Raw genomic sequence first — 14690 nt, 5'->3', positions numbered from 1 at the left:
ATATAACGAATAGCATGGAAATGAAACCGTTTTGCTGTTAATGGTGATAAGAACTGAAATGACTGACTGTATGGGTATGACTTGTAAAATGATGAGGAGATAGTCGCTGCAAGCATTGAGTTGCAGCGACAGAGGCTAATTTATTTTACCTCTTTTCCTGCTGCTTGTTGATCTGCATGGTAGCTTGAGCGTACAAATGGACCACAGGCGGCATGACTAAAACCAATCTCATCAGCATAAGCTTTTAAACCGTCAAACTCTGCTGGCGGGACATAACGCTTTACTGGTAAGTGGTGTTTTGATGGCTGTAGATATTGGCCTACCGTCAACATGTCTACATTATGCTCGCGTAAGTCTCTTAATACTTCCTCTATCTCAGAGATTTCCTCGCCAAGTCCAACCATGAGTCCAGATTTTGTTCTCACTTCAGGGTGAGCTTCTTTGAAGCGGCGTAGCAATTCTAATGACCACTTATAATCGGCGCCAGGACGCGCTAATTTATATAGCCTTGGAGCAGTTTCAAGGTTGTGGTTGAAGACATCAGGCGGTGTTTCACTTAAAATTTCTAGTGCTCTGTCCATACGACCCCGAAAGTCTGGCACCAGAATTTCGATTGTAATACCTGGATTATGCTTACGGATCTCACGTATACAGTCGGCAAAGTGTTGCGCGCCGCCGTCACGAAGATCATCTCTGTCAACTGAAGTAATAACGACATAGCTTAATTTCATGTCTTTGATAGTCAGCGCGAGCTTTTCAGGTTCTTGTGCGTCTGGCTTTAATGGACGACCATGGGCAACATCACAGAAAGGGCAGCGACGAGTACAAATAGCACCTAAAATCATAAAGGTGGCTGTACCGTGGTTAAAGCATTCAGACAAGTTCGGGCAAGATGCTTCTTCACATACAGAATGTAACCCATGCTTACGCATTGCCTGCTTAATCCCGTCGATACGCTCACTTGATTTAGGCAAGCGGATCTTTAACCATTCAGGTTTTCTTAGCATCTCTTCGCGTTCTGTTGGCATGACTTTTACAGGGATCAATGCCATTTTTTCAGCATCGCGGAGCTTTACCCCTGGCTCCATTTTGACTGGTTTACTCATTCGTTTTCAAACCCTTCAGTGTATTCAACATGCTCGGCTTTAATACGCTCTAGCATGTGTTTTACCAGACCAGCCCCCGCATCAGCGACGGTTTGAGGTCCATTGATTTCGCTACTTTGCACCATATTCATACCAGCATAACCACATGGGTTAATTCGTAAAAATGGACTTAAATCCATATTTACGTTAAGGGCTAGACCATGAAATGAGCAGCCTCGGCGGACTCTTAGTCCTAATGATGCAATTTTGCTATCGTTGACATATACGCCTGGCGCATCGGCTTTAGCGTAAGCAGCTATCCCGTACTCTTTAAGTGAGTCGATAATGCTCTGTTCTAACCAAGTAACAAGCTCTCGCACCCCAATTTTCAAGCGTCGTAAGTTCAGTAAAACATAGAGCATTTGTTGACCAGGGCCGTGGTATGTGACTTGGCCGCCTCGATCGACTTTAACAACGGGAATATCTCCAGGTGCTAACAGGTGCTCCTCTTTACCAGCTTGACCTTGGGTAAACACAGGTTCATGTTCCACCAGCCAAAGCTCATCTGCTGTGCTATCGTCCCGCTCATCGGTAAAAGATTGCATTTTATGCCAGATAGGTTCGTACTCACGAAGGCCTAATTGACGCACGATTAACTTACGTGGTTCCATTATTGGGGATCCTTACTGGTTACAGTATGTAACGGACGTCTTCTATGCCACCGATCTCGGTATAAATCTGTTCTATGTGTTCTTTGCTAGTGACGGTAGCAACAATAGAAACCGCTTCATAATTACCTTTACTACTTGGCTTTACTTTAGGTGCATAATCACCTGGTGCAATTACTTGCAACTTAGCTAGGATTTGATCCGTCAAATTGACATTGGCTAGACCCATAATTTTGAATGTAAATGGGCAAGGAAATTCTAAGTATTCATCAAACTTAGTGTTTTTTACTGGTTTTACCATGACGGCATCCTCACAACAAACTACTTGCATGTGCTTTTGCCGAGTTATACCAATTCGCTTAAATTTAAGACTCATCGGTATTCCTCGGTTATCTAAAAACACCGAAACCCTACGGGCACTACGATATTGCCGCATTCTATCATTTTTAGCGCAAAAAAAAACGCCTCATCCCTGGGCGTTCACTTACATAAAATGGGGTTATTGTGAGATCTGTAAACTACTTTAATCAGCAGTAAAAATATCCATCATTGAGATATGCTTCAAGTACGGTAAATAGCTGCTAAAAATAAGCATATAACTAGCGCTCCGCCTTTCTACAGCCGCAGCTAGAAAGTGGAGGGCTTCAGTACGGGGATAAAATTTATAGAGTTTGGCAGTTATTGCCTTGAGGAGGTAAATGCCAACCAGTGCGCAATAACTGATTGGCATTTCTGATATGGATTATTGTGAGATCTGTAGACGTAGGTAGTCGTAAATCTTACTGAAGAAGCCACCTTCTTGAATTTCTTCTAACGTAACAAGTGGATATTGTGCAATGTCTTCGCCATCAAGCTGCAAAAATAATGTGCCCACTTTTGTTCCTTTAGCTAACGGAGCTTCAAGTGTTTTGTCTAGCTCAAAGTTCGCTTTTAGGTTTTTGCTTTGTCCACGAGGGATAGTAATAGGCGTATCTTCCATAATGCCCAGAGAAACCGTTTCTTTATTGCCCATCCATACGCGCTGATCGGCAAACGCATCACCAGCTTGATACGGAGTAATCGTTTCAAAGAAGCGGAAACCATAGTTAAGTAGCTTTTTACTCTCTACTTTTCGCGCCCGTTCACTTTCGGTACCCATAACCACTGCAACTAAGCGCATATCGTCTTTTACAGCAGAAGTAACAAGGCTAAAGCCCGCTTCCGAGGTGTGGCCTGTTTTAATGCCGTCGACTTCAAGACTTGCATCCCAAAGAAGAGAGTTACGGTTATATTGTTTGATACCGTTATAGGTAAATGATTTTATCTTGTATAGGGCGTATTCATCCGGCACATCGCTGATAAGTGCAGCTCCAAGGGTTGCCATATCTCTTGGTGTGGTAAAATGCTCATCGGTGTCAAGGCCATGACTATTAACAAAGTGAGTATTATCCATTCCCAGCTTTTTGGCATGAGCATTCATCAAGTCAGCAAATGCAGACTCACTGCCAGCAATATGTTCAGCCATAGCAACACAGGCATCATTACCCGATTGAATGATTATACCGTGGTTAAGGTCATCGACGCTCACCTGTTTGCCGACTTCAATAAACATCACCGAAGAGCCAGGAAAGTTCTTAGCCCAGGCTTTTTCGCTAATGGTAACCATGTCAGTCGGGGAAATATTTCCAGCCTCAATTTCAGTACCAATGACGTAGCTAGTCATCATTTTCGTCAGGCTTGCTGGAGCAAGCTTTGTATCAGCGTTTCCTTCAGCTATCACTTTACCTGTAGTAAAGTCCATTAGAAAATAGCCTTTTGCACTAACTTGAGGCGGTGAAGGAATAATTTGTGCACTGGCACTCATGATAGAGAAAGTGCACACTAGTCCAAGGACTTTTTTAACGATTTTTGGTTTGATAGAAGTCATTATGCTCGCTTTTTTGATTATCGGCATTCATTACGGTTATTCTAAAGTTCCTGCTCACTGTAAAGCAAGAAAGCACGACTAAATTGACCCTGTTGTAAGGTTTTTAGCAAAGATTGTGCTTGATTGTCATCGGTAATAGGACCGACTCTCAGTTTGTACAAGTCATCTTCAAAGGTGATCGCAGTACCTAGTCCTAATTCTTGTTGTAGCTGGTTTGCGAGAACCTGTATGTTCTCGAGGTTGCTACCTGCTGCGACTTGTACATAGGTTAGCCTTGGAGACTCGCGCGTCAGAGTAATCGCTTCGACCTTAACACGGGCTGTACCTTTGAGATGATAGCCTAGCTTATAGGCGGCTGCATAAGATAGGTCAATTAGCCTATCTTCATGAAATGGTCCTCGATCGTTGATTCTAACGATTGCTGTGCGGCCATTCTCAAGATTGGTGACTCGAGCGAAACTAGGTAGTGGCAAAGTTTTGTGTGCAGCCGTCATATCAAACATGTTAAATATTTCGCCATTTGAGGTATGGTAACCGTGGAACTTTCTGCCATACCATGAGGCTATCCCTTCTTTTTGGTAACCGCGTTCGTCAGAAATAGGGGTATAGCGTTTACCAAGTACGGTATAGGGGCGGTTAGCACTGACACTTTTTTTCTCATTAGTGACGATGGCGTCTTGCATTTCGAGTGCGGTTGGTTCTCGCAATGGCGCTTTGTCATGGCGAATATGATAACGGCTACCACAAGCCGTTAATAAACTAGCCAAGACTAGGGTCATGATGGTTCTATAAATAAAGCGAAAACGTGCAGTCATTATTTTAACAGCATCCTCTTATCTGTTGCGATTGCCATAATAATGCCAAATCCAGCCATCAGCGTCACCATAGACGTACCACCATAACTAATAAGCGGAAGTGGGACGCCGACGACGGGGAGTAAACCAGACACCATGCCAATATTAACAAAAACGTAGACAAAGAAAGTTAATGTCAGTGCGCCTGCTAGCAACTTACTAAAAGCGTCTTGCGCTTGTACTGCAATATATAAACCTCGGCCAATAATAAACAAGTACAAACTGAGTAACATGGTTACACCAAGTAAGCCAAACTCCTCACTGAGAACAGAAAAAATAAAATCAGTATGGCGCTCTGGTAAAAACTCTAACTGCGACTGAGTACCATGCAACCAACCTTTACCTTCAACTCCACCGGAGCCAATGGCGATTTTAGATTGAATAATATGATAACCCGATCCTAGTGGATCGCTCTCTGGATTAAGAAATGTCAGCACTCGCTGCTTTTGATAGGCATGCATCCCGTAGTGCCAAAACGCATATACGCCTGGTACTGCCAACAGTATCCCCGAACCGATTAGACGCCAGCTAAGGCCAGCTAAAAAAAGTACAAAAATCCCTGAGCTGGCGATGAGGATAGAGGTGCCGAGATCTGGTTGCTCTTTAATTAAAATAGTTGGTACTAACACTATGGTAAAGCCAGTGATGAGATTTAGTATACTAGGAGGCAGATGAGAGCGACCAATAAACCAAGCGACGGTCATAGGTACAGCTAATTTCATAATTTCTGAGGGCTGAAAGCGGGTAACACCTAAATCTAACCAGCGCTGCGCTCCTTTGCTGCTGACGCCGACAAAAAGTACGGCTATCAACATCCCAAGGCCCACCAAGTAGATTGGAATAGCCACGCGTTTTAGCGTACTGGGTGAAAACTGAGCCACGAATACCATAGCAATAACTGCACCAAACATTCGGGTTGCGTGACGCATCATCATCCCCATATCTTGTCCACTTGCGCTATAGACAATGGCGAGGCTGGCAATCATCATCGTCATTAATGCAGCAAATAATGGTAAGTCTATATGGACTTTTTCGAGTAGCGAACGCGGTTTGTTTAGGGGGCTCATGGTTGTACCTCCTGTTCGAGAGGATAGGCAGAAAAGTAATAGTCCATTACTTGGCGTGCCATCGGAGCTGCGATGGCGGTACCACCACCTTGGTTTTCAACAACTACAGTAATCACAAGTTGCGGATCGTCAAAAGGAGCAAAGCCAACATAGATACCGTTATCTCGATGTTTTTCTTTTAGTTTCTTGGCATCATATTTTTCACCTTGAGCGATACTGATGACCTGAGCTGTACCAGTTTTGCCTGCATGGTCGTACGTCGCGCCTTCAAAGGCACTTTTTGCAGTACCGATTTTTACTGTATTGTGCATGGCTTTTAGCGCAATATCCCAATGGTAGGGATTTTGCAGCTCTACAGGCGCTTTTTCTTCGGTAAACAGTTGTTCGACTTCGCTATCTTGTTTAGAAATTTGCACCAGATGTGGCTGTTTATGCTTGCCTTTGTTCACAAGAATGCTCAGTGAGTTTGCTATTTGCATTGGGGTCGCTGTCCAATAACCTTGGCCAATGCCAACAGAGATAGTATCTCCTGGATACCAAGCCTCCTTAAAACGTGCCCGTTTCCATTCAACAGAGGGTAAAATTGCGGAGGTTTCTTCGTGAATGTCGATCCCAGATAACTCACCAAAACCAAATTGAGTCATAAAGTCGCTGATCTTGGTTATTCCAAGCTTATAGGCTGTTTCATAAAAATAGGTATCACATGATTGTTCAATGGCTTTGTAAACATCTACATGTTCGTGTCCCCATGGGCGCCAGTCTCGCCACTTGTGTTTAACATTAGGAATTTGAAAAAAGCCTGGATCCCAAATTTTGGTCGTCTCGGTGACAATGCCTTCTTCTAGTGCGAGTATAGCTAAGTGTGGTTTAACTGTTGAAGCGGGGGCGTATCGACCTTGAGTTGCACGATTAATAAGTGGTCTATTAGGGTTGAGCAACGCGCGGTAATCTTTTGAGCTGATCCCGTGCACAAACAGATTAGGATCGTAACTAGGGTTTGAGTATAGCGCCAAAATGCCCCCATCTCTTGGATCCATTACCACAATTGCACCACGAGTATCTTTTAGGACGTGCTGAACAATTTGTTGCAGGCCAATGTCTAAGGTAAGTACTAAATCTTTGCCTGGCTGCGGTGCTTCCATACTCAGGGTGCGAATGATGCGACCACGATTATTTACTTCAACACGACGAGAGCCTACGGTACCGTGAAGCGTCTCTTCGTAAAACTTTTCAATTCCGAGCTTACCGATGTCATGGGTTGCACGGTAGTTGGTGGCTTTACCATCAAGCTCTAATTGTTGTAACTCTTGCTTGTTGAGTTTAGCAACATAACCTAACGCATGGGTTAGTGTGTCGCCATAAGGGTAATAACGAGAGAGTCGAGCCTCAACACTAAACCCTGGCAGGCGATGCTGGTTTACGGAGAGGATAGCAACTTCTTCTTCATTTAGCCTGCCTTTTAATACTTGGCTTTTGAATCGGCGGTTATGACGGATCTCTTTTTTGAAGTCTTCAATCTGTTGATCAGAGATATCAATCAGCTGGCGCACCGTGGCAAGTGCTACCTCTAGATCGTCAACATCTTCAGGGATCACTTCAAGGTTGTACACGGGGCGATTTTCAGCAAGTAGCACGCCATTTCGATCGTAGATCAAGCCCCTATTAGGAGCCACTGGGATCACTTTGATACGATTATCATTGGAGCGAGTGCGGTAAGTTTCGTGTTCAACAATTTGTAGCTTATACACGTTGTGAAACAAGATACCGATGATAACAACAACAAAAACAAAGCCGACAAAGGCTCTTCTTGCAAAGAGATTCGCCTCGGCAGAATGATCCCTAATCGTCGGCCGTTTTTTTATCATTATTATTCTCTGTGATAAGGATGGTTGTTATTTAAACTCCAGCCGCGATACAGGCTCTCGGCAACCACTATTCGTACTAAAGGGTGGGGGAGCGTTAAGTTTGATAAAGACCACTTTTGCTCAGCAGCAGCAATACATTCAGGAGCAAGACCTTCTGGTCCACCAATAAGGAGGCTGACATCGCGGCCATCTAGTTGCCACTTTTCCATATTGCTCGCAAGTTGGTGTGTATCCCATGGTTTACCTGTCACTTCGAGTGTCACAATGCGGTTACCTTTGGGGATTGCGGCTAGGGTTCTTTCCCCTTCTTGTTGCAAAATACGCTTTATATCTGCATTTTTCCCGCGTTTGCCTGCACTTATTTCGACAAGCTCTAAAGGCATATCTTTAGGAAAGCGCCTTTGATACTCAGTGAAGCCGGTCTCAACCCATTTTGGCATTTTGGTACCTACTGCGATGAGTTGGATTTTCACGTTAACCCCACAGCTTTTCTAAATCATAGAAACCGCGAGTTTCATCTTGCATCACGTGGACTACAACATCGCCTAAATCAACCAGCACCCACTCACCAACGTTTTGTCCTTCATGGCCTAGTGGCGACTCACCTGCGTGACGGGCTTCTTTTGCAACGTGATCAGCAATTGATTGAACGTGACGCTTTGAAGTGCCTGTGCAGATAACGAGGTAATCGGTAATTGAGGAGGTGTCGCGAACATCAAGTTTAACAATGTCACGGGCTTTCATATCGTCTACTTTATCCAGCGCGAAGTCTACTAACTGTTGTGAATCCAAATTTCTATCTCTGTTATTTAAATAATCTGTGATTTTAACACGCTTTATAGGCTTAATCAGCATACAAGCCATGGCTATTTATGTAGTCTATGACCGAGTTTGGTAGCCATTGTTCCAAATATGCGACGTTTTGTTGTGAAATTGCCGCTCTTACCGTGCTTGAAGCAATGTCTTTTTGCTCTCCAGAGAGGAAGTAGCAATGGCCAGCAAGAGTTGTGTGTAACTTACTTGTGTCCGTTGTAGTTGCCTTGGTTAAATAGGCTGCAACCTCGGCACTTGGCGCACATGTTTCACCGGGACGCTGATAAACGACCAGATGGCACAGTGTAGTAATTTCACGCCACTCAAACCAAGTATGTAAGTTGTTGAACGAATCCATCCCCATTAAAAAGGTAATCGCCGCCTTTGGGTGCTCTGCGCGAAGCTCACGCAATGTTAATAACGTATATGAAGGCCCTTGGCGTAACAGCTCACGTGTATCGATAGTCATTTTCTCATGACCAGAAATAACTTTAGCAAGCATAGACAGGCGGTGTTCATCACTGATTTTAGGACGCTGTTTGTGTACGGGAATAGCACAAGGGAGCAGTTTTAATTGGTTAAGGCCCAGCGCATCAATACAACGAGCAGCCATATTTAGGTGGCCTAAATGAGGCGGATCAAAGGTGCCACCAAAGAGTGCTATCATAGATGTTCGCTCTGACTGATTGGCAAGGGTATGATAAGTGGTGTCGCAAAAGCCAGTGCTATGTGAGCAAGCGCTTGGTACGGAGCTGTGATCCTTGCTTCTTTATAAGCGCTATCGAAATCGGCCATCAAGCTCAATAGTTGCTTAATTTGCTCAATCGTTAGCCTATCTAACGCACGTTGCGTAAGTGCTTGTTGATTTTTCCAGACATTGTACTTTTTAAAGGCTTCTGGCAGTGCTGTACCTGCTTGCCAAAGCGATTTAACCCCTAATAAAGTGCGAGCCTGATTTTGTAGTGTCCACAAAATGCTAGCAGGCTCTACATTGTCGCTTGCAAGCTTATTTAGTACCTTGATGATTTGTTTTGAGTTACCGTTTAGCAGCCCCGTATTTAAATCAAAAATATCGAATTTAGATTGATTCAACAGGCCGCTTAATATTTGTTGTTCGTCAACAGAACTTTTACCAAATAGTAGTGAAAGCTTTTCAAGTTCTTGATGGGTCGCAAGCAGGTTGCCTTCAGTTGCAACTAGCAGAGCACGCTTTGCTTGTGGGGATATGGTGAGTTTTAAACGCTTACACTCATCGTCAAACCAGCGCTCTAAATGTCGACCAGTCAGCGCATAGCAAGGTACAAACAAACCCTTTGCTTCTATTGCTTTGAACCAAGCTGTGCGTTGGATATCTTGTCCTGCACTCAGTCCTTTAAAAATCACAATGACGTCAGGGTTAACCTGTTCTGCAAGTGATTTTAGTACTGCGACCCCCTGAGTTGGGACTTTTTGCTCATTGAAATCGAACTCAATCAAGGTACGAGCGCTAAACAGTGACATACTGTTGTACTGTGCACTCAATTCTTGCCAGTCGAACCCGGGCAACAATGAAAATTTAATAACTTCATCAAAGCCTTGCTGTTTCGCGGCGTTTCGAATAGCAAGTACACACTCACCTTGCTGGAAGGGTTCTTCGCCAAAAACTAAGTAAAAAGGAGCGAGCCCTTTTGCTAAAGAACCGGATAGTTGATTGGCATAACAACGCATTACAGCTGTGACAACTCTCTGATGATCCGTTGACTCGCAATGCGGCGCATTTCAGTCAAAATAAGCTCAAGTTCTTTGGCTTTTGCCAGTGCGTTATCAGGGTCATCTTGATAATTACGATACAACTCAAACATTTGCTCTACAGGCGCTTGTCCAGGTCGACTTAAACGATATGAAACGCGATAGGCTAATTCGTATTGCGCAACTTGGCCATTTTTAAACAAACTCAGTGTTTGACGTTCGAGTGCATCGGCATATAAGTATAACTCGGCGGCTTGCTTTGAGTCTTTGGGTGTTAAAGAGACTTGCGCGCGCACCAAGTCATTGTGAAGCTGTTCAAACAAGGCTGAACGTTTATCATCCGCGCTTAACGTGATCTCTTTCAAGTCATCAGGCAGATAAGAAGCTTGCTTGAGGTGAAAACCACAGCTGGCTACGAAGAAGCAAGCTAGCAAAATTGCTAGCTTACTGAATTGCCAAAACAGGCTACGCATATTAGTTTGCAACCACATTAAGTAGTTTACCTGGGACGTAGATCACCTTGCGGATGGTCTTACCGTCGGTAAACTTAGTAACGTTTTCTTCACTAAATGCAATGGCTTCAACTTGCTCTTGTGTTGCGTCTGCCGCTACGGTGATTTTAGAGCGAAGTTTACCGTTTACTTGCACCACGATAAGCTTCTCATCTTCAACTAGTGCGCTTTGGTCGACGATGGGCCATGCCGCATCAAGAATATCACCAGCCTTGCCAAGCTCAGTCCACAGCTCGTGACACATGTGCGGTGTGATAGGCGCAAGCATGATCACCATAGCTTCTAGTGCTTCGTTTGCTAGTGCAATGTCCTGCTCATCATTAAGTGGCGCTTTGATAAGCTTATTTGAAAGCTCCATCACCGCCGCAATTGCCGTATTAAACGTTTGACGACGCTCAATATCGTCGGTCACTTTTGCAATGGCTTTGTGGATGTCGCGACGTAGCGTCTTTTGCGCTGCATTTAGTTTGCTTAAATCAAGCTCGGCAGTACCTGCTTGCTTTACGTCAACCGCGTATTTCCAAATACGACGAAGGAAGCGATGTGCACCTTCAACGCCTGAGTCAGACCATTCTAGTGTTTGCTCAGGTGGTGCCGTAAACATCATGAATAAGCGAACCGTGTCAGCGCCGTATTGTTTGATAACCGTTTGCGGGTCAATACCATTGTTCTTCGACTTAGACATTTTGCTCATGCCTGCTGAGAATACTGGCTCGCCGTCTTCTTTATGCCACGCTTTAGTGATGCGGCCTTTGTCGTCAGTCTCAGTTAATACGTCAGTTGGTGAAATCCATACGTCTCCACCTTTTTCGTCCTTACGATAGTAAGTATCGGCAAGTACCATACCTTGACACAGAAGGCGCTCAAATGGCTCATCTGAGTTTACTAACCCGAAGTCACGCAGTAGTTTGTGGAAGAAGCGTGCGTACAGTAGATGTAAAATAGCGTGCTCGATACCACCAATGTATTGGTTGACTGGTAACCAGTAGTTTGCAGCGCCAGGCTCAAGCATGCCCTCATCGTAGCGCGGACTACAGTAACGTGCATAATACCAAGACGATTCCATAAAGGTATCAAAGGTGTCAGTTTCGTGGAATACCGCTTCGCCATTTACAGTGGCTTTTGCCCATTCAGGATCTGCTTTAATTGGAGATGTTACGCCGTTCATCACCACGTCTTCAGGTAGACGAACAGGTAGCATATCAGCCGGTGCTGCAAGCTCAGAACCACCTTCTTTGTTTAACATCGGGATAGGAGAACCCCAATAACGCTGACGACTCACACCCCAATCACGAAGGCGGAAGTTGACTTTACGTTTACCAACACCTAGTGCTTCTAACTTAGTTGCAATAGCATTAAAAGCAGCTCCGAAATCTAAGCCATCAAACTCACCGGAGTTTATTAGCGTGCCTTTTTCAGTAAACGCTGCTTCTGCTAGGTTTGCTTCTGCTTCAGCGCCTGCTAGTGGCTGAATTACTTGCTTGATCTCAAGACCGTAAGCGGTTGCAAACTCATAGTCACGTTGGTCGTGGCCTGGAACCGCCATGACTGCGCCTGAACCATAATCCATCAAGACAAAGTTAGCAACCCAAATAGGTACTTCTTGCCCTGTGAGTGGGTGAATAGCGGTAAAGCCTGTCGCGATGCCTTTTTTCTCCATTGTTGCCATATCTGCTTCAGCAATCTTGGTGTTTTTGCATTCTTCAACAAAGCGAGAAATTGCATCACTGTTTTTCGCAGCTTCCTGAGCGATAGGGTGGCCTGCTGCAACAGCGACGTAAGTCACACCCATAAATGTATCAGGGCGAGTGGTGTATACCGTGAAGCTTTCGTTATTATCAGCGCGTTTAAAGTCGATTTCGACGCCTTCTGAGCGACCGATCCAGTTGCGCTGCATCGTCTTAACCTGCTCAGGCCAATGCTCAAGCTTGTCTAAGTCGTCAAGTAACTCTTGAGCATAGTCAGTAATTTTAATGAACCATTGTGGAATTTCTTTTTGCTCAACAATGGCACCAGAGCGCCAGCCACGACCATCAATAACTTGCTCGTTAGCCAGTACAGTTTGGTCTACTGGATCCCAGTTTACTGTCGACATTTTCTTGTACACCAAGCCTTTCTCATAAAGCTTAGTGAAGAACCACTGCTCCCATTTATAATATTCTGGGTGACAAGTGGCAATTTCACGATCCCAATCATAACCAAAGCCAAGCTGTTTTAGCTGGTTACGCATGTAATCGATATTCTCATATGTCCATTTAGCTGGTGCAGTGTTATTTTTGATTGCCGCATTTTCAGCTGGTAAGCCAAACGCATCCCAACCCATAGGCTGCATTACGTTTTTGCCTTGAAGGCGTTGGAAACGAGAAACCACATCACCAATGGTGTAGTTACGTACGTGACCCATGTGGAGGCGGCCACTTGGGTATGGGAACATTGAGAGGCAGTAGTACTTCTCTTTACTTTCGTCTTCGACAACTTTGAAGGTGTTGTTTTCTTCCCAGTACGACTGTACTTTGGCTTCGATATCTTGCGGGTTATATTGCTCTTGCATCTAGGTTTCCAAACATCTGGCAAATTTAATAGAAAATTGCCCGATAGCATACCCGAATTTAGCCTGCAATCACAGCACCAAAATACCTTAATTTTTATCCACTATACCGTTACAGCAATGGATATAACGACGCTCACTCGAACAGGGCAGAAATTGTAAAAATTTTACATCACAAAAAACTGTACTAGCATTAATTTAAATATTTTTTATTGCTCTTTGTGCGAGGAAATATGAAAAAACTATTGCTGTGCTCATCTCTGTTTACCTGTTTTAGCGTATCTGCTGCGACTTCATCCACCGTAACATTAGTATCTGACTATCTCTTTAACGGGGTAAGTCAAACAGGTGAAGACCCTGCGCTTCAAGCGAGCTTTGATTGGGCTGGTGACTCTGGCTTGTACGCAGGTGTATGGGCTTCTAACGTTGATTTTGGTGATGATACAGATATCGAGTTTGACGGCTACGTTGGCTATTACACCGCGTTAACTTCGTCAATTAATATAGATATAGGTATTGCTCAATATACCTATCATGGCGGCGACATTAGCGATGATTATAATTATGCAGAGGCGTACGCTAAATTTAACTACGGCAATACGAATTTAAACTTTTGGCATGCTTGGGACTACTTTGGAACAGGAGCCGGGCACAGTATTGTGATGCTTACTCATGACTTTCCGTTAACAGAGCGCTTATCGTTTGGTGTCGGCGTGGATTACTCAATGAGTCACGATGAAGATAAATGGCAGTGGGAGTCTGGGGATGATTATCTCCATTGGCGGGCTACGTTTAATTACGCCATTGAAGGGTGGAACTTGTCGTTAGGGTATGAAGATACCGACCTCGATACACAGGGTGATTCAACTATTTTGGCGACCGTATCTAGAACATTTAATTTCTGAGGGATGAAATATGAAGCTAATTATCGGATTCTTTGCCGTTACTTTGTCTTGGCTTGCTACCGCAGAAACAGTCTATCTGACATCATTATCATGGCCACCCTATTCAGATAAATCTCTACAAGAGCAGGGGGCATCGGTGGCCGTTGCAAAAGCGGCATTTGCGGCTGAAGGACACACGTTGGAGGTGGAGTTTTTTCCATGGTCGAGAGCGGTTAAAACGGCTTCCTCGTCCGGCTCTAAATACGTCGGCTATTTTCCTGAGTATTATTATGACACCCAAGAGTTTGTGTTTTCTGAGCCAATGGGTTCGGGGCCGCTTGGGTTAGTACAAAACAAAAGCGCGCCAATTAGTTTTACTGGAGTAAATGACCTTAAGGGAATGAAGATAGGCGTTGTACAAGATTATGTGAATACACAAGAGCTAGATGCCATGATAGCCAGTGGTGCGATTGTAGGTGAAGCCGTGCCGTCAGATGTATTGAATGTCAAAAAAGTGGGGGCGAAACGGATCCCAGCAGCGGTGATTGATGCCAATGTGTTGCGCTATTTGCTGCAAACAGACAGCTCATTGGCACGCTTTAAAGACGCGGTGGAAATGAATGCCACCTTGTTACAAGAGAAGCAGCTATATATTGCATTTAGAAATGATGAACAGGGTAAAAAGTGGCAGCAAATCTATAACTCTGGCCTGAAGAAAATAGATGTGCAGAGTATTATGGCTAAGTTTTTAAACTAGGAG

Annotated in this window: 15 protein-coding genes; 2 read left to right on the top strand and 13 right to left on the bottom strand. The window is 44.3% G+C overall.

The annotated features are described in order from the left end of the window. Window positions 1-140 precede the first annotated feature (140 nt). From lipA to leuS, 13 genes are all read right to left on the bottom strand, one after another. Complete coding sequence (gene lipA, locus J8Z24_RS12565) at window positions 141-1106, bottom strand: lipoyl synthase (protein ID WP_125250887.1); 966 nt, start codon at window positions 1104-1106, stop codon at window positions 141-143. After that, window positions 1103-1756, bottom strand: coding sequence for a lipoyl(octanoyl) transferase LipB (lipB, locus tag J8Z24_RS12560; RefSeq protein ID WP_176031935.1), 654 nt, complete (start codon window positions 1754-1756; stop codon window positions 1103-1105). The genes lipA and lipB overlap by 4 nt, the downstream gene beginning before the upstream one ends. A 19-nt stretch (window positions 1757-1775) precedes the next feature. Beyond that, entirely contained in the window at window positions 1776-2054 is a 279-nt protein-coding gene (ybeD, locus tag J8Z24_RS12555; protein WP_099641858.1) for a DUF493 family protein YbeD, read from the bottom strand. A gap of 441 nt (window positions 2055-2495) precedes the next feature. Further along, window positions 2496-3659: a serine hydrolase gene (locus J8Z24_RS12550; RefSeq protein ID WP_125250884.1), complete on the bottom strand. Its 1164-nt coding sequence runs from the start codon at window positions 3657-3659 to the stop codon at window positions 2496-2498. 41 nt (window positions 3660-3700) lie between these two features. After that, on the bottom strand, window positions 3701-4474 hold the full coding sequence (locus J8Z24_RS12545) for a septal ring lytic transglycosylase RlpA family protein (protein ID WP_147389345.1): 774 nt from the start codon (window positions 4472-4474) through the stop codon (window positions 3701-3703). Next, a complete protein-coding gene (rodA, locus tag J8Z24_RS12540) occupies window positions 4474-5580 on the bottom strand; it encodes a rod shape-determining protein RodA (RefSeq protein WP_176031933.1) in 1107 nt (368 codons plus the stop codon). Before rodA ends, J8Z24_RS12545 begins: the two co-directional genes overlap by 1 nt. After that, window positions 5577-7445, bottom strand: coding sequence for a penicillin-binding protein 2 (gene mrdA, locus J8Z24_RS12535; protein WP_176031932.1), 1869 nt, complete (start codon window positions 7443-7445; stop codon window positions 5577-5579). The genes rodA and mrdA overlap by 4 nt, the downstream gene beginning before the upstream one ends. 2 nt (window positions 7446-7447) lie before the next feature. Beyond that, on the bottom strand, window positions 7448-7918 hold the full coding sequence (gene rlmH / locus J8Z24_RS12530) for a 23S rRNA (pseudouridine(1915)-N(3))-methyltransferase RlmH (RefSeq protein WP_125250880.1): 471 nt from the start codon (window positions 7916-7918) through the stop codon (window positions 7448-7450). Window position 7919: 1 nt separating this feature from the next. Next, window positions 7920-8237: a ribosome silencing factor gene (rsfS, locus tag J8Z24_RS12525; RefSeq protein WP_125250879.1), complete on the bottom strand. Its 318-nt coding sequence runs from the start codon at window positions 8235-8237 to the stop codon at window positions 7920-7922. Window positions 8238-8289: 52 nt separating this feature from the next. Beyond that, the gene (gene nadD / locus J8Z24_RS12520) at window positions 8290-8925 is read right to left on the bottom strand and encodes a nicotinate-nucleotide adenylyltransferase (protein WP_128729764.1); all 636 of its coding nucleotides are present in this window, start codon (window positions 8923-8925) and stop codon (window positions 8290-8292) included. Continuing rightward, window positions 8922-9965: a DNA polymerase III subunit delta gene (gene holA / locus J8Z24_RS12515; RefSeq protein ID WP_176031930.1), complete on the bottom strand. Its 1044-nt coding sequence runs from the start codon at window positions 9963-9965 to the stop codon at window positions 8922-8924. The genes nadD and holA overlap by 4 nt, the downstream gene beginning before the upstream one ends. Continuing rightward, the gene (locus J8Z24_RS12510; protein WP_176031929.1) at window positions 9965-10477 is read right to left on the bottom strand and encodes an LPS-assembly lipoprotein LptE; all 513 of its coding nucleotides are present in this window, start codon (window positions 10475-10477) and stop codon (window positions 9965-9967) included. The genes holA and J8Z24_RS12510 overlap by 1 nt, the downstream gene beginning before the upstream one ends. Next, window positions 10461-13049 carry a leucine--tRNA ligase gene (gene leuS / locus J8Z24_RS12505; protein WP_252094785.1) on the bottom strand — a complete coding sequence of 863 codons (2589 nt, stop codon included), beginning with the start codon at window positions 13047-13049 and terminating at the stop codon, window positions 10461-10463. Before leuS ends, J8Z24_RS12510 begins: the two co-directional genes overlap by 17 nt. Window positions 13050-13279: 230 nt before the next feature. On the opposite strand from leuS, the gene J8Z24_RS12500 reads away from it, so the two are divergent. Both J8Z24_RS12500 and J8Z24_RS12495 read left to right on the top strand, forming a co-directional pair. Further along, a complete protein-coding gene (locus J8Z24_RS12500; protein WP_176031928.1) occupies window positions 13280-13951 on the top strand; it encodes a TorF family putative porin in 672 nt (223 codons plus the stop codon). 10 nt (window positions 13952-13961) lie between these two features. Next, on the top strand, window positions 13962-14687 hold the full coding sequence (locus J8Z24_RS12495) for a substrate-binding periplasmic protein (protein ID WP_176031927.1): 726 nt from the start codon (window positions 13962-13964) through the stop codon (window positions 14685-14687). Window positions 14688-14690: the final 3 nt, after the last annotated feature.

It is taken from the genome of Pseudoalteromonas sp. SCSIO 43201, from assembly GCF_023716725.1.
GTDB lineage: Bacteria > Pseudomonadota > Gammaproteobacteria > Enterobacterales > Alteromonadaceae > Pseudoalteromonas > Pseudoalteromonas peptidolytica.
Note: the sequence above shows the minus strand (reverse complement) of the source record. Positions and strands in the feature narration are given on the sequence as shown.

Excerpts from the sequence above, each read along its gene's own strand:
- lipB (WP_176031935.1), bottom strand. The coding sequence starts at position 1,756 with ATGGAACCACGTAAGTTAATCGTGCGTCAATTAGGCCTTCGTGAGTAC.
- J8Z24_RS12500 (WP_176031928.1), top strand. The coding sequence starts at position 13,280 with ATGAAAAAACTATTGCTGTGCTCATCTCTGTTTACCTGTTTTAGCGTA.
- J8Z24_RS12495 (WP_176031927.1), top strand. The coding sequence starts at position 13,962 with ATGAAGCTAATTATCGGATTCTTTGCCGTTACTTTGTCTTGGCTTGCT.
- lipA (WP_125250887.1), bottom strand. The coding sequence starts at position 1,106 with ATGAGTAAACCAGTCAAAATGGAGCCAGGGGTAAAGCTCCGCGATGCT.
- rodA (WP_176031933.1), bottom strand. The coding sequence starts at position 5,580 with ATGAGCCCCCTAAACAAACCGCGTTCGCTACTCGAAAAAGTCCATATA.
- J8Z24_RS12550 (WP_125250884.1), bottom strand. The coding sequence starts at position 3,659 with ATGACTTCTATCAAACCAAAAATCGTTAAAAAAGTCCTTGGACTAGTG.
- nadD (WP_128729764.1), bottom strand. The coding sequence starts at position 8,925 with ATGATAGCACTCTTTGGTGGCACCTTTGATCCGCCTCATTTAGGCCAC.
- ybeD (WP_099641858.1), bottom strand. The coding sequence starts at position 2,054 with ATGGTAAAACCAGTAAAAAACACTAAGTTTGATGAATACTTAGAATTT.
- mrdA (WP_176031932.1), bottom strand. The coding sequence starts at position 7,445 with ATGATAAAAAAACGGCCGACGATTAGGGATCATTCTGCCGAGGCGAAT.
- J8Z24_RS12545 (WP_147389345.1), bottom strand. The coding sequence starts at position 4,474 with ATGACTGCACGTTTTCGCTTTATTTATAGAACCATCATGACCCTAGTC.
- holA (WP_176031930.1), bottom strand. The coding sequence starts at position 9,965 with ATGCGTTGTTATGCCAATCAACTATCCGGTTCTTTAGCAAAAGGGCTC.
- J8Z24_RS12510 (WP_176031929.1), bottom strand. The coding sequence starts at position 10,477 with ATGTGGTTGCAAACTAATATGCGTAGCCTGTTTTGGCAATTCAGTAAG.
- leuS (WP_252094785.1), bottom strand. The coding sequence starts at position 13,049 with ATGCAAGAGCAATATAACCCGCAAGATATCGAAGCCAAAGTACAGTCG.